Here is a 22,749-nt window from a genome sequence, read left to right on the forward strand (position 1 = left end):
ACACTAGCGATTTCCCTCGGAGGTTCCAAGCCTTTTTTCGTCCGCCGGGTCTTGGGTGGCTCCCCGCCACCGGGCACACAGGGCGCGCGGGATGCCCGCGAGGTCCGCTCGCGCGGGTCCGAGCACGTTCAATCCTGCCTGTTGAACAAGGTCCGCGACAGCCGGTTCCTGCCCCGCGCCGAGTTCGAGAACAGCCACGCCACCGGGCTTCAGCAGGCGCGGAAGGTCGGCTGCGATGGCGCGATAGGCGGTGAGCCCGTCGGCACCGGCGACCAGCGCACGCCGGGGATCATGCAGGCGCACATCGACGGCAAGCCCCGCCATCTCGCCCTCGGCGATATAGGGCGGGTTGGAAACGACGAGGTCGAACCCGCCGGCGACGGCCGTCCCCCAGTCCGCGACAAGGGCCGCCACGCGCCCGGACAGGCCGTTCGCCTCGAAATTCAGCCGTGCGGTGCGGGCGGCGCTTTCCGAATAATCCACGGCGATGCCGGTCGCGGCCGGCCGCTCGGTGAGGATGGCAGCGAGGATGGCGCCCGTGCCCGTGCCCAGATCGAGGATGCGCAACGGCGCCGCGCGGTCGGGAGTGAGCGAGAGCACCGCCTCCACCACGGTCTCCGTATCCGGGCGCGGCACCAGCGTCTCCGCAGAGAGCTGGAAGGTGAGGCTCCAGAATTCCTTGTGCCCGAGGATACGGGCGACTGGCTCGCCGGCCAGCCGTCGGGCAAGGAGAGTGTCGGCGGCAGAGTGCAGCCTCGATGGTACGGACGTTTCGCCGCGCGAAAGAAAATCCCCCGGCGCGAAGCCGAGAGCGTGGGCCAGCAGCAGCCGGGCATCCAGCTCCGGTGTCTCAACGCCTCCGGCGGCGAGGCGCGCGGTCATCTGCCGGCGCAACTGGGCGATGGTCGGCTCGGCCTCGGGTTTATCGCCGGGACCGTCCACCGCTCACGCCTCCTCGGCGGCGGCCAGCAGGGCCGCCTGATGCTCGGTGAGCAGCGGCTCGATGATGTCGTCCAGCGCGGTGCCCGCGATCACCTCCTCCAGCTTGTAGAGGGTAAGGTTGATGCGATGGTCCGTCACCCGACCTTGCGGAAAGTTGTAGGTGCGGATGCGCTCGGAGCGGTCGCCGGAACCGACCTGCCCCTTGCGGTCGGCGGCGCGGCCCGCCTCCTTGCGCTGGCGTTCCTCGTCCAGCAGGCGGGAGCGCAGAAGCGCCATAGCCCGGGCCTTGTTGCGGTGCTGGGAGCGCTCGTCCTGCACCGCCACCACCGTGTTGGTGGGAATATGGGTGATGCGCACCGCCGATTCCGTTTTGTTCACATGCTGTCCGCCGGCCCCCTGGGCGCGGTACACGTCGATGCGCAGGTCCGCCTCGTTGATGTCCACGTCCACATCCTCCGCCTCCGGCAGCACGGCAACGGTGGCCGCCGAGGTATGGATGCGCCCGCCGGCCTCGGTGGTGGGCACGCGCTGCACCCGATGGACCCCGCTTTCGAACTTCAGCCGCGCATAGGCGCCCTTGCCGTGGACGGCGGCGACGATTTCCTTGTAGCCGCCCATGGTGCCCTCGCTCTCGGACAGCACCTCCACGCTCCAGCCCTTGTCGGCGGCATAACGCGCATACATGCGGTAGAGGTCGCCGGCGAAAAGAGCTGCCTCGTCGCCGCCCGTGCCGGCGCGGACCTCCAGGATGACGCCGCGCTCGTCCATGGCGTCCTTGGGCAGGAGCGCGAGGCGCACGGCGGTCGTCAGCTCGGCGATGCGGGTGTCCAGCCGCTCCACTTCCGCCTCGGCCAGGGCACGCATGTCCGGGTCTCCGGCCGAATCGGCCAGCAGCTCCTGCGCCCCCTCAAGGTCACGCGTCGCGCCGCGCAGGGCCAGCACCTGCTCGACCACTGGGGAGAGATCGGAAAACTCGCGGCCGAGACGGACAAACTCCTCCCCCTCCGCCCCGTGGGAGAGGGCGGCCTCGATCTCGGCGTGCCGGGCGACCAACTGGTCGAGCTTGGCGAGGGGGAGCGTGTTCATCAGGGCGCGGTTCTGGAGTCCGGACGGTTTCGGGAGAAGGGCGGGAGCCGAGGCTGCGGGGCGCGCGCCGGCTAGAGCGGCAGGCCGCAGTCCCGCGCGAACTTGGTCAGCGCGGCGCGCGGATCGGCCGCGCCGGTCCGATCCTCCAGCAAGGGCAGGAGCACCTTGCGGGCGGCGGAGACATCCGTCTCCAGCAGCGTGGCCTTCACCGGGCCGATGGCGGCCGGCGAAACCGACAGCGAGCGGTATCCCAAGGCGGCAAGTGCCACGGCCTCAAGCGGGCGGGATGCCAGCTCGCCACACAGGGTGACGGGCTTGCCGTGGCGGATGCCGGCCTCCGCCACCATCCGGAACGCGCGGAGCGCGGGCGGCGACAGGGGGTCGAAGCGGTCGGCGACCCGCATGTTGGCGCGGTCGGCGGCATAGAGGAACTGCACGAGGTCGTTGGACCCCACCGACAGGAAGTCGGCGCGGGAGAGAATTTCGTCCAGCTGGAACAGCAGGGAGGGCACCTCCACCATGGCGCCCACATACACCCGCTCGGGCAGGCCGTGGCCGTGGCGCCGGAGATGCGTCAGTTCGCGCTCCACCAGCGCCTTGGCGCGATCGAACTCGTCCACCGCGGCCACCATGGGGAACATGACCCGCAGTTCCCGCCCGGCGCCGGCGCGCAGCAGGGCGCGCATCTGGCTGCGCAGGAGGCCCGGGCGGTCGAGGCCGAGGCGGATGGCGCGCCAGCCGAGGGCGGGGTTTTCCTCCTCCACCGTCCGCATGTAGGGCAGCACCTTGTCGCCGCCGATGTCGAGTGTTCGGAAGGTGACGGGACGTTCGCCGGCGGCATCCAGGACCGCGCGGTAGAGCTTCAACTGCTCCGAGATGCGCGGGAAGGCCGAGGCAATCATGAACTGAAGCTCGGTGCGGAACAGGCCGATTCCCGCCGCGCCTGTCTCGGCGATGTGCGGCAGGTCCACCAGCAGGCCGGCGTTCAGGTTCAGGTCCACATGCACGCCGTCCTTCGTTACGGAAGGGCGGGTGCGCAACGCGGCATACTGGGCCTGCCGGCGGGCGCGGAAGCGCACCTTCTCGGCATAGGCTTCTTCGACGTCGCCGGGCGGGCGCAGATGGACCTCGCCGTTCTGTCCGTCGACGATGACCGGATCGCCCTGATCGGCGAGGCCTGCGGCATTCTCCACCTGCCCCACCGCCGCGATGCCGAGGGCGCGGGCGACGATGGTGACGTGGCTGGTGGTGCCGCCCTCCTCAAGGACAAGTCCCCGGATGTTGCTGCGGTCGTAATCCAGCAGCGCGGCCGGGCTCATGTTGCGGGCGACGATAATGGCGTTTTCGGGCATCGCCTCCCGCTCCATGCCGCGGGCGCGGCCGATCAACTCGCGCAGGAGGCGGTTGGCGAGGTCGTCGAGGTCGTGCAGGCGCTCGCGCAGGTAAGGGTCCGAGGCGCGCATCATGCGGGCGCGGGTATCGGACTGCACCCGTTCCACCGCGCCCTCGGCGGTGAGACCGGAGAGCACGGCCTCCCGCATCTTGTGCATCCAGCCCCGGTCGTGGGCGAACATGCGATAGGCTTCGAGAATGTCCCGGTGCTCGCCGGCCTTGGAGAGGCCGTCGTCCTCCAGCATCAGGTCGATGGAGTGCCTGAGCTTGCCGATGGCGGCGTCGAGACGAGAGGCCTCCTTCACCACGTCGTCGGCGATGACGTTGGTCACCTTGATGCGCGGCTCGTGCAGCACGACGTGGCCGAGGCCGAGGCCATCCGCCAGCGCCACACCCTTCAGATGCAGCGGCCGGCGCACCGCCGGCTCGGCTCCGGGCTTGGCCAGCGCGGTCAGCTCGCCGGAGGCGATCATCTCGGCCAGCACCATGGCCGTGGTCTGGAGCGCCTCGATCTCCTCTTCCGTATAGGTGCGCCGCGCGCGGTTCTGCACCACGAGCACGCCGAGCGTGTTGCCGCCGCGCAGGATCGGCACGCCCAGGAAGGAGTTGTAGACCTCTTCGCCCGTCTCCGGCCGGTAGGAGAATTCAGGGTGGGACTGGGCGTCGAGCAGAGCGAGCGATTCGGCCTCGCGCGCGACGTGGCCGACGAGGCCTTCGTCGACGCTCAGAACGGTCAAATGAACCGCATCGCGGTTCAGGCCTTCCGTAGCGTACAGCTCGAGGGTCTGATCGACGCGCAGCACGTAGACCGAGCAGACTTCCGCCACCATGTTGGCGGCGATCAGCACCACGATCTTGTCGAGGCGGTCCTGCGCGCTGACCGGCTCCGCCATCACCTCGCGGAGGCGGCGGAGAAGCACGCGCGGACCGCCGAGCGCGCCACGCATCGGCCGCATCCTTAAAAATGATCGGGCTCAGGCGCCCGCGGGGCAATCCATCGGTACGGCGCGCCCCCGCGTAGCCACCGTCTCCTGTTCCGCCCTCAGCTGTCCAGCCCGTATAGCGAATGGAGAGTTCGGACCGCAAGTTCGGTATAGGCCGCGTCTATCAGGAAGGAGATCTTGATCTCCGACGTGGTGATGGCGCGGATGTTGATGCCGCGGCCCGCCAGCGCCTCGAACGCCTTGGCGGCGACGCCGGCGTGGGAGCGCATGCCGATGCCGATGACCGACACCTTGGTCACGTCCCCCGCGCCCTCAAGCGACTGGAAGGCGATCGAGTCGCGGGCCGTCTCGATCACCGCCTTGGCGCGCTCGAAATCGGCCGTGGGCACGGTGAAGGTGATGTCGGTATAGCCGTCCGCCGACACGTTCTGGACGATCATGTCCACATTGATGTGCGCGTCCGCCAGCGGGCCGAACACCGCGGCGGCGATGCCGGGCTTGTCCGCGACGCGGCGGATGGAGACCTGGGCCTCGTCCTTGGAGAAGGCGATGCCCGTGACCACCTGCGATTCCATCTGGCTTGCCACGATTTCCTCCTCGTCGCAGATGAGGGTTCCGGCCTTCTCGACCTCGCGCATCTCCGGCGCGTCGGGGTCGACGAGGCTTGAGCGCACGAACGTGCGCACATTATGCACCATGGCGAGCTCCACCGAGCGCACCTGCAGCACCTTGGCGCCCAGGGACGCCATTTCCAGCATCTCCTCGAAGGCGATGCGGTCGAGGCGGCGGGCCTTGGGCACCACGCGCGGGTCGGTGGTGTAGACGCCGTCCACGTCGGTATAGATGTCGCAGCGCTCGGCCTTGAGCGCCGCAGCCACCGCCACCGCCGAGGTATCCGAGCCACCGCGCCCAAGCGTCGTGATCCGCCCCGTGGGCAGGTGGATGCCCTGGAAGCCGGCGATCACCGCGACCTCGCCGCCCTCGATGGAGGTCGCCAGCCGGTCGCCGTCGATGTCCATGATGCGGGCGGAGCCGTGCGCGTCGTCGGTGGAGATCGGGATCTGCCAGCCCTGCCACGACCGGGCGGAAACGCCCAGTTCCTGGAGGGCGATGGCGAGGAGGCCGCTCGTCACCTGCTCGCCGGAGGCGACCACCGCGTCATATTCACGCGCGTCGTAGAGCGAGGACGCATCCTTGCACCAGGCGACCAGCTCGTTGGTCTTGCCGGACATGGCGGAGACCACGACGGCCACCTTGTAGCCGGCCTGCACCTCGCGCTTGACGTGCCGCGCGACGTTGCGGATGCGCTCGATATTGGCGACGGACGTGCCGCCGAACTTCATGACAAGCCGAGCCATCGCTCGTGCCTTTCTTCGCCTGATGTCCCGAGGATTGCACGCGTGCGGCGCCGATCACGGCCGCCGGCTTCGGACCCGCGTCATTTTCGCCGGCGCAGCTGGGCGCGCGATGCGGGGGGGGCGAAGGTGGCCGAGCGGAACATCCCTGAAGTCCTTGCGCGCGGGGTTCTTGAAGTCGCGCGGCTGTTGGGGCGCCTCCATAGCGGCAACGGCGGGCCGGGGCAACCGCCCAGCGCAACCTCGCGCCAAAGCTTGCGGCGGGAGGAGCGCGCGGGCATCAAGTCCCCCGTGCCACGGGAGCCAGCCATGACCGACTCCGCTTTCGCGCTCGACCCTCGCCTTGCCGCGGACGGCCCGGCTGTGGGCGACCTGCCGCTGTGTCATGTCCGGCTGGTGGAGGACCGGCGCTTCTTCTGGGTCTCGCTGACGCCCCGCCGGGCCGCCAAGTCGGAGGTGTTCGACCTCGATGCGGAGGACCGTGGCCGCCTGATGGACGAGATCGCCCGCGTGAGCGAGGTGCTGAAGCACGCCAGCGCCTGCGCCAAGCTGAACATCGCGGCGCTCGGCAACATGGTGCCCCAGCTCCATGTCCACATTATCGCGCGAAACCCCGGCGACGCCGCCTGGCCGGGCGTGGTGTTCGGTGCCGGCGCCCGCGAGCCGCTGGAGGATGTGGAGCGGGCGGCGCGATTGCGGGCGCTGCGCGCGGGGCTGGGCATTCCCGGCTAATAGGGCCTTTCCGCGCCTATCCTGCCGGCGGGACAGGCAAGCGACAGCCTTGCCTCCGTCCCGACTGCGTGCGACGGTCGCCGTCCGTCCTCAGCCTGCCGCCTTCCGGGGTCGCCTGGTCCATGTCCTTGATTACCCGTCCCGATCTCGGCGCCTGGCCAACTCTTGGCTATGTGGACAGCCCGCTCGACCGCGCCTGCCACCTGCGCGCCGGTGCAGCCGATCTCCTCGGGCATGCCGAAGCCCGCTTCTACCTTCTGGGCGGCGAACTGGTCGCGCTGAACGGTCCGGGGCCGGTCTTCGATCCCCTGTTCACCCGGGCTCAGGCGGAGGCGCGCGGACGTGGCGAGCCCCTGTTCCTCGGCATCGAGGGCGACGGCGCGCCACGCTTCGCCCTGGGGTTCGATCCCGGCCTGCGTGAGAGCCTTGAATCGGATGGGCTCACCGTCACCGATCTGCGCAGCATCGCCGTGAGCGGCCTGATCGCCCCCCATCACCTCGGGCCTGTCGCCTGCGGGAAGGCGCTGCGGGCTTGGCACGGCAGGCATGGCTTCTGCGCCAATTGCGGGGCCGCCTCGCGCATCGTGGACGCCGGCTGGCGGCGCGATTGTCCCTCCTGCGGCGCCCAGCACTTCCCGCGCACGGATCCCGTCGTGATCATGCTCACGGAGCGCGGCGACCGCTGCCTCCTCGGCCGGCAGCCGCATTTCGCGCCCGGCATGTGGTCGACGCTCGCCGGCTTCGTGGAGCCGGGCGAGACCATCGAGGAGGCGGTGCGCCGCGAGACGCTGGAAGAGGCGGGGGTCACGACCGGAGCCGTGCGCTATTTCGCCAGCCAGCCCTGGCCCTTCCCCATGTCGCTGATGATCGGTTGCATCGCAACGGCGACCAGCGAAGACCTCGTCATCGACCGCAACGAGCTGGAGGATGCGCGCTGGTTCGCCCGGGACGAGGTGGCGGAGATGCTGATGCGCACCCATCCGGATGGGCTGTTCGTGCCGCCGCCCATCGCGATTGCGCATCATCTCATCCGCAGCTTCATCGAGGGTGGGCATGGTTGAGCCGGCGCCGCCCGAAGACGCGCCCCGCCCGGCGCGCCTCGCCCGCCTGACGCATCTCCTCGACCGTTTCTTTCCCGATTCCCGACGCGGCATGCGGACCGGACGCCGCCCGCCGTCCCTCGTCTATGGTCTCGATGATCCGGTACCGGCCTCAGCCCTGATTCCGCTCGCCGCCCAGCACGCCATGCTGGCGGTGACCTTTCTGATCTATCCCGTGCTGGCCGCGACCGAGGCGAAGCTGCCCGCCGAGCAGATCTCCGCCATGGTCTCAGCCTGCGCCATGAGCATCGGCGTGGCCACCATCATCCAGTGCATGCGGACCCGCTTCGGCTCGGGCTACCTCGCGGTCCACATCCCGGCGCCGGGAGCGATTCCGCTGGCAGTGCAGGCGCTTGCGCTGGGCGGGTTGGGGCTGATGGCGACCACGACGCTGCTTGTCGGCATCGCGCAACTGTTCATCGCCCGGCTGGTCCGGCCGCTGCGGGTGCTGCTGCCGCCGGAAGTCTGCGGCGTGGCGGTGAGCATGCTCGGCGTCTCGCTGGCAACCCCGGCGCTGCGGCGCGCGCTCGGCCTCGACCACGGCATGATGGTTGAGGAGAATGCGATCCTCTCCAGCCTCGCGACGGTGGGCATCATCGTTGCCATTACCGTGTTCGCGCCGCGACGACTCAAGCTGTTCGCGGTATTCGCGGGGGCGGGCATCGGCTGGATCGTCGCGCTGTCCCTCGGCGCCGGCCGGCCGGAGGCGCCGGCCGCCATCGCCGCCGCGCCTCTCCTCGCCTTGCCGACGCTGACCCTGCCGTCCTTCGAATTCGCGCCGGCGCTGTTCCCGCTGATGGCGCTCCTCGTGGTGATGAACCTCGTGGACGTGCTCTCCGTCACCGTCTCGCTGGAGAAGATGAACGACGCCGACTGGCGCCGCGCCCACATGCCGGCGGCGCAGCGGGCCGTGACCGCTTGCGGCATCGGCAACATATTGAACGGGCTCACCTCCGGCTTCCAGTCCGGCCTTTCCTCGTCCTCGGTCGGGCTCGCCTTCGCCACCCAGTCCACCGCGCGGATCATCGGCTTTACCGCCGGGATCATGATCTTCGCCATCGCCTTCGTGCCCAAGGCGATCGTGGCGCTCACCCTCATCCCCTCGCCGGTCATCGGCGGCATCCTGCTCTACACCTCCGCCTATCTGGTGGTCGCGGGCATGGATCTCGTGACCTCTCGCCGCCTCAGCGAGCGCAGGGTGTTCGTGGTCGGCCTCTCGGTGCTGGCGGGGCTTTCCGTGGCGCTGCTGCCGATCACGCGGCAACTGCCGCTGATGCTTCAGCCCCTGTTCTCGACGCCCCTCACCGTCGGCGCGCTCAGCGCCATCATCCTCAATCTCCTGTTCCGCATCGGCATCGCACAGGAGGCCGTGGAGCGGGTGCCCGAAGGCGCCCACGCCTTTCCTTTCGTGCGGGATTTTCTTGAAAACCAGGGAGATAACTGGGGTGCCCGGCGCGATGTGATCGCCGCCGCCATCCCGACCGTTGCCCAGGCCCTGGAACTGGTGGCCGACAGCGGCATCGCCGAGGGACCGATCGAGCTGCGGGCCCGCTTCGACGAGAGCCATCTCGATGTGTCCGTCGTCTATGACGGCATCGTCATGGAGGCGCCGAAGGAGCGGCCCTCGCCAGAGGCGCTCCTTGGCGATGCCCAGGAGCAGGCCTCCTTCGCCGCCTATATGCTCACCCATCTGTCCGACCACGTGAGCTTCGGCCGCACCGGCGGCCGCGCCCGCATCCTGGTTCGGTTCGATCATTGAGCGTCTCATCGCTCAGACGCCGCGCGGGCTTGGGCGTTGCCTTCGCTCAAGCGCCGCGCGGGCTTATCAGATCACCGGATCGGCATCCCCGAAGCGCGCCCGATAGGGGTGCGCGGGATAGACGCCGAGGATGCGCATCTCCCTGGAAAAGAAGGCCAACTCCTCCAGCGCCAGCTTCACGGAGCGGTCGTCGGGATGCCCCTCCACGTCGGCGTAGAACTGGGTGGCGGTGAACTGCCCGTCGAGCTGGTAGGACTCCAGCTTGGTCATGTTCACGCCGTTGGTGGCGAAGCCCCCCATGGCCTTGTAGAGCGCCGCCGGCACGTTGCGGACGCGGAAGACGAAGGTGGTGATGACTGGCCCGCGCCCCGCCGGGGCCCAGTCGGCGCCGCGGGTCAGGATGATGAAGCGGGTGGTGTTGTGGGCCTCGTCCTCGATGTTCTCGGCGAGGATGTCGAGGCCGTAGATGTCCGCCGCCAGACGGGAGGCGATGGCGGCCCGGGCGGGGTCGTTTGCCTCGGCGATCTCGCGGGCGGAACCTGCTGTATCTGCACCGATAATCGGCGTGAGGGAGAGGGTGCGGATGGCCTTGCGGCACTGGCCCAGTGCCATCACGTGGCTCTGCACCGTCTTGAGGGTCGAAAGGCTCGCCCCCTTCACCGCCATGAGCTGGTGGGAGAGGGGCAGGAAGTACTCGCCGACGATGGAAAGGCTCGACTGCGGCATCAGATGATGGATGTCCGCGACCCGGCCGGCCACCGAATTCTCTATTGGAATCATGGCGTAAGCGGCGGCCCCGCTTTCCACGGCGGCGAAGGCGTCCTCGAAGGTGGGGCAGGGGACGGCTTCGAAGTCGGGGAAGACCTCGCGGCAGGCGATGTGGGAATTGGCGCCGGGCTCGCCCTGGAACGTGATGCGGCGGGCAGATGGGCCATTCTTGGGCATGCTCATTTTTCCTGCGCGAGAAGGGCCCGTGCCCTGTCCAGATGGGAGGGGGTATCGACCCCCAGCGGCACCGCGTCAACCACCGCCACGTCGATCCGCATGCCGGCCTCAAGTGCGCGCAATTGCTCAAGCTTTTCCCGTCTCTCCAACGCCGACGGCGGCAGGGAGACGAAGCGTTCCAGGGCGGCGCGGCGGTAGGCGTAGAGGCCGATGTGGTGGTATAATGGTCCCTCGCCAAAGGGGGCCGTGGCGCGGGTGAAATAGAGCGCGCGCAGCAGTCCCGGCGCCAGCGGCGAGCCGACCACCTTGACCACGTTGGGGTCGGTGCGCTCCTCGGCAAGGGTGATTTCGGCGGCCAGTGTCGAGATGTCAGCCGAGGTTTCCGAGAGGGGAATCAGCGCGGTTCGGATGATGTCGGGTCGAATCGTCGGCAGATCGCCCTGCACATTGACCACGATCTCCACCTCGCCCCCCGGATCGAGGGCGGTGAGCGCCTCGAAAATCCGGTCCGATCCGGAGGGGTGGTCCGCCCGCGTCATCACCGCCTCGAGGCCGGCGGCGGTGACCGCGGCGGCGATCTCCGGCGCGTCGGTGGCGACCGCCACCCGGCCGATGCCGGCTGCGACCGCGCGCCGCGCCACCTCCACGATCATGGGACGTCCGCCCACGTCGGCGAGCGGCTTGCCGGGCAGGCGCGTCGCGGCCATGCGGGCGGGGATCAGCACGAGCACGCGCCCGGCCGAAAGCCCTGCCGGGGCTGGAGCGGGGGAGGGGGTGTCGGCCGGCATGGCGGGATCCTCGGCGGGGTCCGGAAGGCCGCGCCGGGACGGACGCGGGGAGTGGCATTGGGGCGCGCCTTATACGGGTTGCTTCGACCGGTTCAAAGTGCTTAGTGTCCCCGACGGTGCACGGGGCTCCCCCGCGCGCCATTCATCGACATGCTTGGGGCCGGGCTGCGCGCCGTTTCAGGTGCAGCGCCCGGTGGGACACAGGACCTCCGAGGGGCGTAGCGCCGATGGACAGTTTTGAATTGAACAAGATCGCGGGTGCCGTTCTGGGAACGCTCACGCTGACCCTCGGCCTCGGGATCGTGTCCGAAATCCTGTTCACCCCCGAGGCTCCGGCCAAGCCCGGCTTCGAGATCGCCGTGCAGGAAGGCGCCGCCGCCGCCGCCGGCGCGCCCAAGGCCGCCGAGGTGCCGATCGAGCAGCTGTTCGCCACCGCCTCCATTGAGAAGGGCCAGGCCGCCGCCAAGAAGTGCGCCGCCTGCCACAACTTCCAGGAAGGCGCCGGCGCCAAGGTTGGTCCTGACCTCTACGGCATCGTCGGCCGCCCCGTGGCCTCCGCCGCCGGCTTCGGCTATTCGGCGGCCCTGAAGGCCAAGGGCGGCGACTGGACTCCCCAGGCGCTGAACAAGTTCCTGACCAATCCCAAGGCGGACGTGCCCGGCACCGCCATGGCCTTCGCCGGCATCGGCAAGGAAGGCGAGCGCGCCGACCTGATCGCCTATCTGAACTCCCTGTCCCACAGCCCGAAGCCGCTGCCGACCGCAGCCGCCGCCCCGGCTGCGGCTCCGGCAGACGCGCCTGCCGCGGCGCCCGCCGGGCACAAGTGATCTGATCGGGGCGGTGACCCGAGCGTTACGGCGCGGGTCCGTCGACTGAACGATTGAAGCCCTCTCCCGGCTGCGGGAGAGGGCTTTTTCTTTTGGCGAAGCGCCTTCGCCGTTGGATGGCGTCGCCTTCGCTGGGCTTCCACGCAATCGGTCACCCCATCCGCCCGTCATGCCCGGGCTTGTCCCGGAAGTCGGCTGTTTCCGACGTCCGCCCGTGAGAGCGGGACCCGCAAACATGCGGGTTCCGGGTATCCACGTCGGGCCGAAAGGGGGATGCGCGACAGCTATTCCCTGCCCAACCACGCGGATGGCCGGGACAAGCCCGGCCATGACGATGGTGACGGAATCCGCCCGGCCGGGGATGACGGTCCTGAGGGCGGCATGACGGCGGTGTGAGACATGGGCTTGGTCTCAACGTTTCACGCCATTGTCATCCCGCCCACCCCGGCCCCTCGCCGCCGACGCCCTCTGTCGCCCGCTCTCGCCATGTTTCTGCCGTCGCGGCGGGTGCCATAATCGGCTATTCCCGGATCGAAGCGCGATCCAACCGGAGTTGCCGATGCTTGCGTCCCTCGCCCGCCGCCTTGCCCTCGCCGCCGCGCTGAGCCTCGCCTTCGCGGCGCCCGGCCGCAGCGCGGAGGAGGCGAAACCGGCGCCGGACCCGGCCGCGCCCTCTTCCGCCGCCTCCACCGCCGCCGCGACGCCGGTGTTCAAGCATGGCCTGTCGCTCATGGGCGAGCCGGCCTATCCGCCTGGGTTTCCCCATTTCAAATATGTGAATCCCGGCGCCCCCAAGGGCGGCCAGCTGCGCCTTGCCGAGGACGGCACGTTCGACAGCTTCAATTTCGTGGTGCCGCGCGGCACGCCCGCCACGGGCCTCAACCTCATCTACGACACGCTCATGGCCTCGTCCTATGACGAGGTGGCGACCGAGTACGGCCTGATCGCTGAGGGCGTGAGCCATCCGGCGGATTTCTCCTCCGTCACCTATCGGCTCCGCGCCGACGCCCGCTGGCATGACGGCAAGCCGATCTCGCCGGAAGACGTGGTGTTCTCCTTCGAGGCGCTGACGAAGAACAACCCCAACCAGCGCTTCTATTACAGCCACGTCGTGAAAGCCGAGAAGACCGGCGAGCGGGACGTGACCTTCACGTTCGACCAGGCCGGCAACCGGGAGCTGCCGCAGATCGTCGGCCAGCTGACCATCCTGCCGAAGCACTGGTGGACCGGCACGGACGCCAATGGCAAGCCCCGCGACATCGCCCAGGGCACGCTGGAGGTGCCCCTGGGCTCGGGGGCCTACCGCATCAAGAGCTTCATCGCCGGCCGCTCCATCACCTACGAGCGGGTGAAGGACTATTGGGCGAAGGATCTCAATGTGAATGTCGGAAAGGATAATTTCGACGAGATGCGCTACGAGTATTTCCGCGACGATACGGTGATGCTGGAAGCCTTCAAGGCCGACCAGTATGACTTCCGCGTGGAATCCTCGGCCAAGAACTGGGCGACGGCCTATGATTTCCCGGCCCGCACCGATGGCCGCGTCATCCTCGAAATGTTCGAGAACCGCGCCTCGGGCGTGATGCAGGCCTTCATCCCCAATCTGCGCCGCGACAAGTTCAAGGACCCGCGCGTGCGCCGCGCGCTCAATTACGCGCTCGATTTCGAGGGCATGAACCACACCCTCTTCTTCGGCCAGTACAAGCGCACCAATTCCTTCTTCTCCGGCACCGAGCTGGCCTCCTCCGGCCTGCCGCAGGGCCGCGAGCTGGAGATCCTCAATACGCTGAAGGACAAGGTGCCGCCGCAGGTGTTCACCACCGCCTACACCAATCCCGAGAGCGGATCGGAGGAGGCGCGGCGGGCGAACCTGCGCGAGGCGGCCCGCCTGTTCAAGGAGGCCGGCTATGAGATCAAGAACCGCAAGCTGGTGAACGCGAAGGGCGAGCCCTTCACCATCGAGTTCCTGCTCTCCAGCCCCGCCATGGAGCGCGTCGCGGTGTTCTACCGCCCGGCGCTGGAGCGCCTCGGCATCGAGGTGAGCATCCGCATGGTGGATACCTCGCAATACATCAACCGCGTGCGCTCGCGCGACTACGACATGATCGTCTCCGGCTGGGGCCAGTCGCTCTCGCCGGGCAACGAGCAGCGCGAATATTGGGGCTCGGAGGCGGCCGACCGCGAAGGCTCGCGCAACCTCGCCGGCATCAAGGACCCGGCGGTGGACGCGCTCATCGAGAAGGTGATCTACGCCTCCGACCGCGCCGACCTCGTGGCCGCCACCCACGCCCTCGACCGCGTGCTGCTGTGGAATGAATACGTCATCCCCGCCTGGGGGCTGAACTATACCCGCACTGCCCGCTGGGACCGCTTCGCTCATCCCGCGCAATTGCCCACCTATTCCTACGCCTTCCCGGACATCTGGTGGTTCGACCCGGCCAAGGCGTCGAAGGCCGGCGGGGGAGCGGCCAAATGAGCCTGACGCGCCGCGACCTGCTGGCCTCCTCGCTCGCTTCCTCCTGCGCCCTCATGCTGCCCGCGCTGGCGCGCGCACAGGGCATGCCCTCCGCGGCGGAATCCACCGCGACCGAGGGCGGCGTCTCGGCCGGCGCGGTGGAGCGGCACGGCCTCTCCTTCTTCGGCGATCTCAGATATCCGCCGAATTTCACCCATTTCGATTATGTGAACCCGGACGCGCCCAAGGGCGGGCCCTTCTCCCAGCTCGGCCGCGCCACCTTCTACAATCAGGCGCTCACCACCTTCGACACGCTGAACCCCTACAACCAGCGGGGCAACGGTGCGCAGGGCGTCGAGCTGATCTACGACACGCTGATGGCTGCCGCCGGCGACGAGAAGAGCGCCATGTACGGGCGATTGGCCTCGTCCGTGGTGATTTCGGACGAGGGTCTGACGTACCGCTTCAAGCTGAGGCGCGAGGCGCGCTTCCATGACGGCACGCCGCTCACCTCGGCGGACGTGGTGGCGACCTTCGAGGCCTTCAAGGCGGAGGGCTACGAGACCATCCGCATGGCGCTGCGCGATGTCACCTCCTTCGAGGCGGACGGGCCGAACGAGGTGGTGTTCCGGTTCCGGCCCGGCCGCGCGCGGGACGTGCCGCTCACCGTTTCCGGCCTGCCCATCTTCTCCAAGGCGTTCCTGGCGAAGCACCCGTTCGGCCAGTCCTCGCTGGAGGTGCCGCTCGGCTCGGGGCCGTACCGCATCGTCCGCTTCGAGCAGGGGCGCTACATCGAATACGCCCGCGTGCCCGATTACTGGGGTCGCGATTTGCCGGTGATGAAGGGGCGCTTCAATTTCGATCAGGTGCGCTACGAATATTTCCGCGACCGGGTGGCCGGCCTCGAAGGCTTCAAGGCCAAGGCCTATCTCTTCCGCGAGGAGTTCACCGCGCGCGAGTGGGCCACCGGCTACGATTTCCCCGCCGTGCGCGAGGGGCGGGTGAAGATCGATACCCTCACCGACGAGAGCTTCTCCGGCGTGCAGGGCTGGTTCTTCAACACCCGCCGCCCGAAATTCTTCGACCGCCGCGTGCGCGAGGCCATCGGGCTCCTGTTCGATTTCGACTGGACCCGCAAGAACCTGATGTACGACAGCTACAACCGCACCGTCTCCTTCTTCCAGAATTCGGAGATGATGGCGCAGGGCCTGCCCTCCCCGGCGGAGCTGAAGCTGCTCGACCCGTATCGCGACCGCCTGCCGGAGGAAGTCTTCGGCGAGCCCTATGTGCCGCCCCCCTCCGACGGCTCCGGCGAGGACCGCAATTTGCGCCGGCTGGCCCTGAACCTCCTCAAGGAGGCGGGCTATACCGTGCAGCAGGGCAAACTGGTGGATGCGAAAGGCGAGGCCTTCACCATCGAGTTCCTCGACAGCGACGGCAGCATGGAGCGGCACACCGCCCGCTTCATCGGCCATCTGAAGAAGGTGGGCATCGATGCCTCCTTCCGCATCGTGGACCCGGCGCAGTTCCAGCAGAGGCTGCAGAATTTCGACTTCGACCTCGTGGTGCGCCGCTACAGCTTCGCGCCCTATCCCGGCGACGAGCTGCGCGCCTATTTCTCCACCGAGGCGGCACGCACGCGCGGTTCCTACAATGTGGCGGGCATCGCCGACCCGGCGGTGGATGGCCTCATCAACGATGCGCTGGCCGCCGCCGACGCGGCCGCCCTCGTCACCGCCTGCCGCGCGCTGGATCGGGTGCTGCGGGCGGGGCGCTACTGGATTCCCCAGTGGTATTCGGGCCAGAACCGCATCGCCTACTGGAACCAGTTCGCGCGGCCGGCGGTGAAGCCGCGCTACGAGCTGGGCGTGCTCGACACCTGGTGGAGCACCGGCACCGAGCCTGCCCGCTGAGGGTGAGGGGCGCCCCGCCATATGGATGAATCTTCATGTGAAGCGGCAACCTTTTCCCGCCAATATGGTCTAGCCTGAACGAAGTGCCGCAACGGGACGCCTGATGCTCGCCTACATCGTCCGCCGTATCGCCCTCATGGTGCCGACCATTCTCGGCATCATGCTGGTGTCGTTCGTGGTCATCCAGTTCGCCCCCGGCGGGCCGGTGGAGCGCGTGATCGCGCAGCTCACCGGCGAGGATGTCTCCGCCACCCAGCGCGTGTCCGGCGGTGGCGGCGACTTCAGCGGGGCGGGCGCGGCGGCGCAGGCGGGGGCGGCGGCGGACATGTCGTCCAAATATCGCGGCGCGCAGGGGCTCGACCCCGCCTTCATCAAGGAGCTGGAGAAGCAGTTCGGCTTCGACAAGCCGCCCCACGAGCGCTTCCTGAAGATGATCACGGACTATGCCACCTTCAATTTCGGCAAGTCCTATTTCCGCGACATCTCGGTGCTGGAGCTGATCGGCGAGAAGATGCCCGTCTCCATCTCGCTCGGCCTGTGGATGACGCTCATCACCTACCTCATCTCCATCCCGCTCGGCATCGCCAAGGCCATGCGCGACGGCTCGCGCTTCGATGTGTGGACCTCGGCCGTCATCATCGTCGGCTATGCCATCCCCTCCTTCCTGTTCGCCATCCTGCTCATCATCCTGTTCGCCGGCGGCTCCTTCCTCGATCTCTTCCCGCTGCGCGGCCTCACCTCCGAGAATTTCTGGCAGATGAGCTGGCCGGAGCGCATCGTCGATTATTTCTGGCATCTGGCGCTGCCGCTCACCTCCATGGTGCTCGGCGCCTTCGCGACCATGACGCTGCTGACCAAGAACTCGTTCCTGGAGGAGATCCGCAAGCAGTACGTCACCACGGCGCGGATGAAGGGGCTCTCGGAAAGCCGGGTGCTCTACGGCCATGTGTTCCGCAACGCCATGCTCATCGTCATCGCCGGCTTCCCGAGCGCCTTCATCGCCGCCTTCTTCTCCGGCTCGCTCCTGATCGAGACCATCTTCTCGCTGGACGGCCTCGGCCTGCTCGGCTTCGAGAGCGTGCTCAACCGCGACTATCCGGTGGTGTTCGCCACCCTCTACATCTTCTCGCTGGCGGGCCTCATCGTCGGCCTCATCTCGGACCTCACCTACATGCTGGTCGATCCCAGGATCGACTTCGAGACGCGGGAGGTCTGAGCCATGGATGCCGTTCCCGTGCTCCAGCCCGGCGCGCCCACCGACGTGCCCGCCGCCCGCGACACCGCCCACGGCGCGCTGCCGCCCCCCGGCGAGGGCCGGCCGAAAGGGCGGTTCGCCCTCTCTCCGCTCAACCGGCGGCGGCTCGCCAATTTCCGCGGCAACGGGCGCGGCTATTGGGCCTTCGTCGTCTTCATGGTGCTGTTCGTGCTCAGCCTCGGCGCCGAATTCATCGCCAACGACAAGCCCATCCTCGTCTCCTATGACGGCGGCTATTACTTCCCGGTGGTGAAGGCCTATCCGGAGACGGCGTTCGGCGGCGATTTCGAGACCGATGCGGACTATCGCGATCCCTTCCTCCAGAAGCTGATCGCCGAGAAGGGCGGCTGGATGGTGTGGCCCCCCATCCGCTTCTCCTATTCCACCCACAATCTGGACCTGCCCACCCCCGCGCCCTCGCCGCCCACCTGGATGCTCACCGAAGAGCAATGCAAGGCGGCGGCGGAGAAGAAGGGCGTTTCCGGCTGCGCCGGCCTTGAGATGAACTGGCTCGGCACCGACGACCAGGGCCGCGACGTGGTGGCCCGGCTCATCTACGGATTCCGCATCTCCGTGCTGTTCGGCCTCGCGCTGACCATCGTCTCGTCCGTGGTGGGCGTCGCCGCCGGGGCGGTGCAGGGCTATTTCGGCGGCTGGGTGGACCTGCTGTTCCAGCGCTTCATCGAGATCTGGACAGCCATTCCCTCGCTCTATCTGCTGCTCATCATCTCCTCGGTGCTGGTGCCGGGCTTCTGGGTGCTGCTGGGCATCCTGCTCCTGTTCTCCTGGGTGTCGCTGGTGGGGCTGGTGCGCGCCGAATTCCTGCGCGCGCGCAATTTCGAATACGTGCAGGCGGCGCGGGCGCTGGGGGTCGGCAATCTCACCATCATGACGCGGCACATGCTGCCCAACGCCATGGTGGCGACGCTGACCATGCTGCCCTTCATCCTCTCCTCTTCGGTGATGACGCTGACGGCGCTGGACTTCCTCGGCTTCGGCCTGCCCCCCGGCTCGCCCTCGCTGGGCGAGATGCTGTCGCAGGGCAAGAACAACATCCAGGCGCCCTGGCTGGGCCTCACCGGCTTCTTCACCGTGGCCGTCATGCTGAGCCTGCTCATCTTCATCGGCGAGGCGGTGCGCGACGCCTTCGACCCGCGCAAGACGTTCGGGTGAGGGGGAGGGTGTGGTAGGATGAATGCGCGAGGTTGGCTGAGATGAACAGGATCGTGCGCCAGAACTACCCGGTGGAAAAGCTGCCCGAGGATTTGCGGGACGGGATCACGCATGCGTCCGTCACGGTGTCTCTGGAAGAGGAAGCGCCTGATATCTCTCCTGCCGCAGGTCATTTCACGCGGTGGAAGCATTTGCGCCGGACGGAGTTCCTGACGACCGACGAGATCGTCGATCATGTCCGGGCGCTGCGGGACGAATGGGATCGTCGATGACGGTGCCTCGCGTGTATCTCGATACGAACGTCTTCATCACCGCCATGGAGCAGACGGGCGCACGGTCCGATCATGCCTGGTGGGTTTTGTCCTCACTTGAGGCGGGGGATTTCGCGGGGGTGACCAGCGAACTGACCTTGTCCGAGGTGCTGGTGAAACCCCTGGAGCGTGGAGCCGACGCTGTGGTCGAAGCCTATCAGGGCATGATCGCGCCCTCCATCGGCTTCGATGTGCTTCCGGTCGACCGGGCTGTTCTGGTCGCCGCCGCGCGGCTTCGTGCCGGCCGCGCCTCCCTCAAGCTGCCGGACGCGATCCATGTCGCGACGGCGCAACTGGGGGGCTGTGGGTTCTTTGTTTCTGCTGACGAGCGGATCGCCGTGCCGACTGGCATGGCGCGACTGCCTCTTTCTCCCTTCACCGTGGACGACATCGTCAATCCCAAATGACCACACCCCTCCTCTCCGTCCGCGACCTCTCCGTCGCCTTCCGCCGTGGCGATGGCGCGCCGCCGGCTCTGGCGGTGAAGACTGTGTCGTTCGACCTCGCCAAGGGCGAGACGCTGGCACTGGTTGGCGAGTCCGGCTCCGGCAAGTCGGTCACGGCGCTGTCGGTGCTGAAGCTGCTGCCCTATCCCTCGGCGAGCCACCCCTCGGGCGAGATCCTGTTCAAGGGGCGCGACCTGCTCACCGTCCCCGAGCGGGAGCTGCGGGGCATCCGGGGCAACAACATCACCATGGTGTTCCAGGAGCCCATGAGTTCGCTCAACCCGCTCCACTCCATCGAGCGGCAGGTGGGGGAGATGCTGATCCTCCATCGCGGCATGTCGGCCCACGCCGCCCGCGCCCGCACGCTGGAGCTGCTCGCCGAGGTGGGCATCCCCCAGCCGGAGGAGCGGCTCAACGCCTTTCCGCACCAATTGTCCGGCGGCCAGCGCCAGCGCGTGATGATCGCCATGGCGCTCGCCAACGAGCCGGACCTGCTGATCGCCGACGAGCCCACCACGGCGCTCGATGTCACCGTGCAGGCGCAGATCCTGAAGCTTCTGAAGGAGCTTCAGGCGCGGCTCGGCATGGCCATGCTGTTCATCACCCATGACCTCGGCATCGTGCGCAAGATCGCGGACCGGGTGTGCGTGATGCAGAAGGGCGAGATCGTGGAGCAGGGGGGGGCGGAGGCGACCTTCCTCCACCCCAAGCACCCCTATACGCAGGCGCTGCTCAAGGCCGAGCCGAAGCCGGACCCGGCCCCCATCGCCCCCGACGCGCCCATCGTGGTGGAAGCGAACGACCTCAAGGTCTATTTCCCCATCAAGCGCGGCATCCTGCGCAAGACGGTCGGGCACGTGAAGGCGGTGGACGGGGTCTCCGTCGCCATCCGCCGGGGCGAGACGCTGGGCGTGGTGGGGGAGAGCGGATCGGGCAAGACCACGCTCGGCCTCGCGCTGCTGCGGCTCATCTCCAGCTCCGGGCCCATCGCCTTCCTCGGCAAGCCCATCGACGGACTGAGCTTCAAGGCCATGCGGCCGCTGCGGTCCGACCTCCAGATCGTGTTCCAGGACCCCTATGGCGCGCTCTCGCCGCGCATGTCGGTGGCGGAAATCGTGGAGGAGGGGCTCCTCGTCCACCAGCGCAAGCTGTCCGCCGACGAGCGCGAGGCGCGGGTGATCGCGGCCCTCGCCGACGTGGGGCTCGATCCCGAGACGCGGCACCGCTATCCGCACGAATTTTCCGGCGGGCAGCGCCAGCGCATCTCGATTGCCCGCGCCATGGCGCTGGAGCCCTCCTTCGTGGTGCTGGACGAGCCGACGAGCGCGCTCGACATGATCGTGCAGGCGCAGATCGTCGATCTCCTGCGCGCGCTTCAGAAGAAGCGCGACCTCACCTTCATGTTCATCTCCCACGATCTGCGCGTGGTGTCCGCGCTGGCGAGCCGCATCCTCGTCATGCGCAACGGCAAGATGGTGGAGGAGGGGCCGGCGCACGACGTGTTCGAGCATCCGCGGGAGGACTACACCCGCGCTTTGTTCGCCGCCGCCTTCAACCTCGACACCGCCGGCCACGGCGTGGTGCGCCAGTGACGGTGATGGAGGATCGTCCCGCCCGTGTGGACGTGGACGGGCCGGAGCTTCTGGCCAAGGGCTTCCGCCCCTATGAGCGCTACCACCTCGTCCTGCACCACGCGGACGGCACGAGCGACCGCCAAGTGCGTGACATCGTGCGCGGCGGGCGGGTGGTGGGCGTGCTGGGCTATGATCCGGAGCGCGACCTCGTGGTGCTGATCCGCCAGTTCCGCCTCTCGGCGCACCTCGCGGGGGGCAAGGGCGATCTCATCGAGATCGTCGCCGGCATGGTGGAAAAGGGGGAAGACCCGGAAGCCGCCGCCCGGCGGGAGTGCGTGGAGGAAGCGGGCGTTGCGCCCCGCGCCCTCGTGCCCATGCTCGCCTTCACCCCCACGCCCGGCGTGACGGACGAGATGGCGCAGCTCTACCTCGGCATCCTCGATGCGTCCGGCCTGCCCGAGCGGGCGGGATCGGCGGCGGAGACGGAGACCACCCGCCCCTTCGCCGTGCCGGTTGACGAGGCCCTCGCCGCCATCGGCGCGGGGCGCTGCATCAACGGATTTCTTATTCTGGCGCTGCAATGGCTGGCGCTCAACCGCGCCCGGCTTCCGGAGCTGATCGCGGCGGCGGAGCGGGGCTAGGGCGATTTTGCGCCGTCAGGGACGGGTTACTAAAGCGCTCCCTTCCCGCCGTCATCGCCCGGCTCGTCCGGGCGATACACTGCGTCGCCTGAGCCATGTTCGAGAGCCGGATCCAGCCCAACCGTGGATCCCCCGGACAAGCCGGGGGATGACGCAGTGACATGGGGAGCAGGCGCTTTGGCCTGCCGTCCCCGTCCTTACCCCTCACGCATGCGGCTCCAGCCGCGCCAGATCGAACGCCGCCACGTCCTTCAGCAGCTCCACGAAGGCGCGGGAGCCGTATTCGTAGGCGGCCTCGCCCTTGAGGGCCGTTGCATGGGTGGCGTCGCCCATGGCGCCGTCGGGGCTGAGATCCTCGGCCAGCCAGCCGAAGCCGACGGGGTGGTTGGCGCGCAGGCGCTGGAACTCGGTTTCCATGGCGATGGAATAGGGCGGGAACGGCCCGGCGTGGCTCATATCCACCAGTTCAGGGCGGAACGCGAGCATCAGCGAGGTCTCGATCTCCCCGCCATGGATGCCGTGCGCCCGCTCGTGATCGGAGAACAGCCCCACCGGATAGCCGAAGCGGTGCATGGAGCAGGTGACGGCCAGCATCCTGTGGTCCACCCGCAGGGTGCGGGCCACGAGATCGATCACCGGCACGTTGCCGCCATGGGTGTTCATGAGCACGAGGCGGCGCACCCCGGCGCGGGCGAGGCTGCGGCCCAGCTCCACCCAGGCGGCGATGGCGGTGGCGGGCGAGAGCGTCAGCGTGCCGGCGAAGGAGATGTGCTCGTCGGACTTGCCCACGGCCTGCACGGGCAGGAACACCGCATCCACCTCGCGCGGCACCATGAAGGCGATGCGCTCCACATAGGCCTCGGCGATGAACAGGTCGGTGCCCAGCGGCAGATGCGGGCCGTGCTGCTCCACGGCGGCGACGGGCAGAACGGCGACCATGCGGGATTTGTCCAGTGCCGCGAGGGCCGGTGAGGAAAGTTCAGCCCATTTCAGAAACACCGTCCGCCTCCACGCCGCCCGGCGCGTGCTGCCGCGCCACCCTACCTCCATGGGAAGGAAAAGCCGCATGATGTCAAGGGTCTGGGCGGCAACGCGGGCCTCGGCCCAAGGG

The 22,749-nt window shown here is 68.4% G+C and carries 20 protein-coding genes; 13 read left to right on the forward strand and 7 right to left on the reverse strand.

Annotation, left to right across the window (positions count from 1 at the left end):
* Positions 1 to 3: 3 nt before the first annotated feature.
* The 4 genes from prmC to V5F63_RS03445 all read right to left on the reverse strand — a co-directional run bounded on the left by prmC (position 4) and on the right by V5F63_RS03445 (position 5,722).
* Entirely contained in the window at positions 4 to 942 is a 939-nt protein-coding gene (gene prmC, locus V5F63_RS03430; protein WP_394101580.1) for a peptide chain release factor N(5)-glutamine methyltransferase, read from the reverse strand.
* A 3-nt stretch (positions 943 to 945) separates the two neighbouring features.
* Complete coding sequence (gene prfA, locus V5F63_RS03435) at positions 946 to 2,028, reverse strand: peptide chain release factor 1 (RefSeq protein WP_209487716.1); 1,083 nt, start codon at positions 2,026 to 2,028, stop codon at positions 946 to 948.
* A gap of 71 nt (positions 2,029 to 2,099) precedes the next feature.
* Positions 2,100 to 4,367 carry a phosphoenolpyruvate--protein phosphotransferase gene (ptsP, locus tag V5F63_RS03440; protein ID WP_209487717.1) on the reverse strand — a complete coding sequence of 756 codons (2,268 nt, stop codon included), beginning with the start codon at positions 4,365 to 4,367 and terminating at the stop codon, positions 2,100 to 2,102.
* 95 nt (positions 4,368 to 4,462) lie between these two features.
* Positions 4,463 to 5,722, reverse strand: a complete 1,260-nt coding sequence (locus V5F63_RS03445; protein ID WP_209487718.1) for an aspartate kinase — start codon at positions 5,720 to 5,722, stop codon at positions 4,463 to 4,465.
* A gap of 306 nt (positions 5,723 to 6,028) precedes the next feature.
* Between V5F63_RS03445 and V5F63_RS03450 the strand changes: the two genes are divergently transcribed.
* The 3 genes from V5F63_RS03450 (at position 6,029) to V5F63_RS03460 (ending at position 9,310) form a co-directional block, all read left to right on the forward strand.
* Entirely contained in the window at positions 6,029 to 6,451 is a 423-nt protein-coding gene (locus V5F63_RS03450) for an HIT family protein (RefSeq protein WP_209487719.1), read from the forward strand.
* 122 nt (positions 6,452 to 6,573) lie between these two features.
* Positions 6,574 to 7,512: an NAD(+) diphosphatase gene (nudC, locus tag V5F63_RS03455; RefSeq protein WP_394101581.1), complete on the forward strand. Its 939-nt coding sequence runs from the start codon at positions 6,574 to 6,576 to the stop codon at positions 7,510 to 7,512.
* Complete coding sequence (locus tag V5F63_RS03460; protein ID WP_394029462.1) at positions 7,505 to 9,310, forward strand: solute carrier family 23 protein; 1,806 nt, start codon at positions 7,505 to 7,507, stop codon at positions 9,308 to 9,310. Before nudC ends, V5F63_RS03460 begins: the two co-directional genes overlap by 8 nt.
* A 66-nt stretch (positions 9,311 to 9,376) precedes the next feature.
* Here V5F63_RS03460 and V5F63_RS03465 read toward each other — a convergent pair whose 3' ends face one another.
* Both V5F63_RS03465 and V5F63_RS03470 read right to left on the reverse strand, forming a co-directional pair.
* Complete coding sequence (locus V5F63_RS03465; protein ID WP_394029460.1) at positions 9,377 to 10,255, reverse strand: prephenate dehydratase; 879 nt, start codon at positions 10,253 to 10,255, stop codon at positions 9,377 to 9,379.
* A gap of 2 nt (positions 10,256 to 10,257) precedes the next feature.
* The gene (locus V5F63_RS03470) at positions 10,258 to 11,043 is read right to left on the reverse strand and encodes a 3-deoxy-manno-octulosonate cytidylyltransferase (protein ID WP_394101582.1); all 786 of its coding nucleotides are present in this window, start codon (positions 11,041 to 11,043) and stop codon (positions 10,258 to 10,260) included.
* Positions 11,044 to 11,270: 227 nt separating this feature from the next.
* On the opposite strand from V5F63_RS03470, the gene V5F63_RS03475 reads away from it, so the two are divergent.
* The 10 genes from V5F63_RS03475 to V5F63_RS03520 all read left to right on the forward strand — a co-directional run bounded on the left by V5F63_RS03475 (position 11,271) and on the right by V5F63_RS03520 (position 21,638).
* The gene (locus V5F63_RS03475; RefSeq protein WP_209487724.1) at positions 11,271 to 11,870 is read left to right on the forward strand and encodes a c-type cytochrome; all 600 of its coding nucleotides are present in this window, start codon (positions 11,271 to 11,273) and stop codon (positions 11,868 to 11,870) included.
* Between the two features lie 273 nt (positions 11,871 to 12,143).
* Entirely contained in the window at positions 12,144 to 12,266 is a 123-nt protein-coding gene (locus tag V5F63_RS03480; RefSeq protein WP_394101583.1) for a hypothetical protein, read from the forward strand.
* Positions 12,267 to 12,429: 163 nt separating this feature from the next.
* Positions 12,430 to 14,346 (forward strand): extracellular solute-binding protein, encoded by a 1,917-nt coding sequence (locus tag V5F63_RS03485; RefSeq protein WP_394101584.1) that lies wholly within the window; start codon positions 12,430 to 12,432, stop codon positions 14,344 to 14,346.
* Positions 14,343 to 16,238, forward strand: coding sequence for an extracellular solute-binding protein (locus tag V5F63_RS03490; RefSeq protein WP_394101585.1), 1,896 nt, complete (start codon positions 14,343 to 14,345; stop codon positions 16,236 to 16,238). Before V5F63_RS03485 ends, V5F63_RS03490 begins: the two co-directional genes overlap by 4 nt.
* Positions 16,239 to 16,341: 103 nt before the next feature.
* Positions 16,342 to 17,454, forward strand: a complete 1,113-nt coding sequence (locus V5F63_RS03495) for a microcin C ABC transporter permease YejB (RefSeq protein WP_209487727.1) — start codon at positions 16,342 to 16,344, stop codon at positions 17,452 to 17,454.
* A gap of 3 nt (positions 17,455 to 17,457) precedes the next feature.
* Positions 17,458 to 18,666, forward strand: a complete 1,209-nt coding sequence (locus V5F63_RS03500; protein WP_209487728.1) for an ABC transporter permease — start codon at positions 17,458 to 17,460, stop codon at positions 18,664 to 18,666.
* Positions 18,667 to 18,707: 41 nt separating this feature from the next.
* Positions 18,708 to 18,938: a hypothetical protein gene (locus V5F63_RS03505; protein WP_209487729.1), complete on the forward strand. Its 231-nt coding sequence runs from the start codon at positions 18,708 to 18,710 to the stop codon at positions 18,936 to 18,938.
* Positions 18,939 to 18,949: 11 nt separating this feature from the next.
* Positions 18,950 to 19,384 carry a type II toxin-antitoxin system VapC family toxin gene (locus tag V5F63_RS03510; protein WP_394101586.1) on the forward strand — a complete coding sequence of 145 codons (435 nt, stop codon included), beginning with the start codon at positions 18,950 to 18,952 and terminating at the stop codon, positions 19,382 to 19,384.
* Complete coding sequence (locus V5F63_RS03515; RefSeq protein WP_394101587.1) at positions 19,381 to 21,015, forward strand: ABC transporter ATP-binding protein; 1,635 nt, start codon at positions 19,381 to 19,383, stop codon at positions 21,013 to 21,015. Before V5F63_RS03510 ends, V5F63_RS03515 begins: the two co-directional genes overlap by 4 nt.
* A 5-nt stretch (positions 21,016 to 21,020) precedes the next feature.
* A complete protein-coding gene (locus V5F63_RS03520; protein WP_394101588.1) occupies positions 21,021 to 21,638 on the forward strand; it encodes an NUDIX domain-containing protein in 618 nt (205 codons plus the stop codon).
* A gap of 204 nt (positions 21,639 to 21,842) precedes the next feature.
* Here the strand turns inward: V5F63_RS03520 and V5F63_RS03525 are convergent, their stop codons facing one another.
* Positions 21,843 to 22,706: a creatininase family protein gene (locus tag V5F63_RS03525; RefSeq protein ID WP_394101589.1), complete on the reverse strand. Its 864-nt coding sequence runs from the start codon at positions 22,704 to 22,706 to the stop codon at positions 21,843 to 21,845.
* Between the last annotated feature and the right edge of the window lie 43 nt (positions 22,707 to 22,749).

It is taken from the genome of Xanthobacter wiegelii (assembly GCF_043193855.2).
GTDB lineage: Bacteria > Pseudomonadota > Alphaproteobacteria > Rhizobiales > Xanthobacteraceae > Xanthobacter > Xanthobacter flavus_A.

What these genes read in the sequence shown, in the direction of transcription:
- prfA (WP_209487716.1), bottom strand. Translation starts at nt 2,028, where the DNA reads ATGAACACGCTCCCCCTCGCCAAGCTCGACCAGTTGGTCGCCCGGCAC.
- ptsP (WP_209487717.1), bottom strand. Translation starts at nt 4,367, where the DNA reads ATGCGTGGCGCGCTCGGCGGTCCGCGCGTGCTTCTCCGCCGCCTCCGC.
- V5F63_RS03445 (WP_209487718.1), bottom strand. Translation starts at nt 5,722, where the DNA reads ATGGCTCGGCTTGTCATGAAGTTCGGCGGCACGTCCGTCGCCAATATC.
- V5F63_RS03450 (WP_209487719.1), top strand. Translation starts at nt 6,029, where the DNA reads ATGACCGACTCCGCTTTCGCGCTCGACCCTCGCCTTGCCGCGGACGGC.
- nudC (WP_394101581.1), top strand. Translation starts at nt 6,574, where the DNA reads ATGTCCTTGATTACCCGTCCCGATCTCGGCGCCTGGCCAACTCTTGGC.
- V5F63_RS03460 (WP_394029462.1), top strand. Translation starts at nt 7,505, where the DNA reads ATGGTTGAGCCGGCGCCGCCCGAAGACGCGCCCCGCCCGGCGCGCCTC.
- V5F63_RS03465 (WP_394029460.1), bottom strand. Translation starts at nt 10,255, where the DNA reads ATGCCCAAGAATGGCCCATCTGCCCGCCGCATCACGTTCCAGGGCGAG.
- V5F63_RS03470 (WP_394101582.1), bottom strand. Translation starts at nt 11,043, where the DNA reads ATGCCGGCCGACACCCCCTCCCCCGCTCCAGCCCCGGCAGGGCTTTCG.
- V5F63_RS03475 (WP_209487724.1), top strand. Translation starts at nt 11,271, where the DNA reads ATGGACAGTTTTGAATTGAACAAGATCGCGGGTGCCGTTCTGGGAACG.
- V5F63_RS03480 (WP_394101583.1), top strand. Translation starts at nt 12,144, where the DNA reads ATGCGCGACAGCTATTCCCTGCCCAACCACGCGGATGGCCGGGACAAG.
- V5F63_RS03485 (WP_394101584.1), top strand. Translation starts at nt 12,430, where the DNA reads ATGCTTGCGTCCCTCGCCCGCCGCCTTGCCCTCGCCGCCGCGCTGAGC.
- V5F63_RS03490 (WP_394101585.1), top strand. Translation starts at nt 14,343, where the DNA reads ATGAGCCTGACGCGCCGCGACCTGCTGGCCTCCTCGCTCGCTTCCTCC.
- V5F63_RS03495 (WP_209487727.1), top strand. Translation starts at nt 16,342, where the DNA reads ATGCTCGCCTACATCGTCCGCCGTATCGCCCTCATGGTGCCGACCATT.
- V5F63_RS03500 (WP_209487728.1), top strand. Translation starts at nt 17,458, where the DNA reads ATGGATGCCGTTCCCGTGCTCCAGCCCGGCGCGCCCACCGACGTGCCC.
- V5F63_RS03505 (WP_209487729.1), top strand. Translation starts at nt 18,708, where the DNA reads ATGAACAGGATCGTGCGCCAGAACTACCCGGTGGAAAAGCTGCCCGAG.
- V5F63_RS03515 (WP_394101587.1), top strand. Translation starts at nt 19,381, where the DNA reads ATGACCACACCCCTCCTCTCCGTCCGCGACCTCTCCGTCGCCTTCCGC.
- V5F63_RS03520 (WP_394101588.1), top strand. Translation starts at nt 21,021, where the DNA reads ATGGAGGATCGTCCCGCCCGTGTGGACGTGGACGGGCCGGAGCTTCTG.
- V5F63_RS03525 (WP_394101589.1), bottom strand. Translation starts at nt 22,706, where the DNA reads ATGCGGCTTTTCCTTCCCATGGAGGTAGGGTGGCGCGGCAGCACGCGC.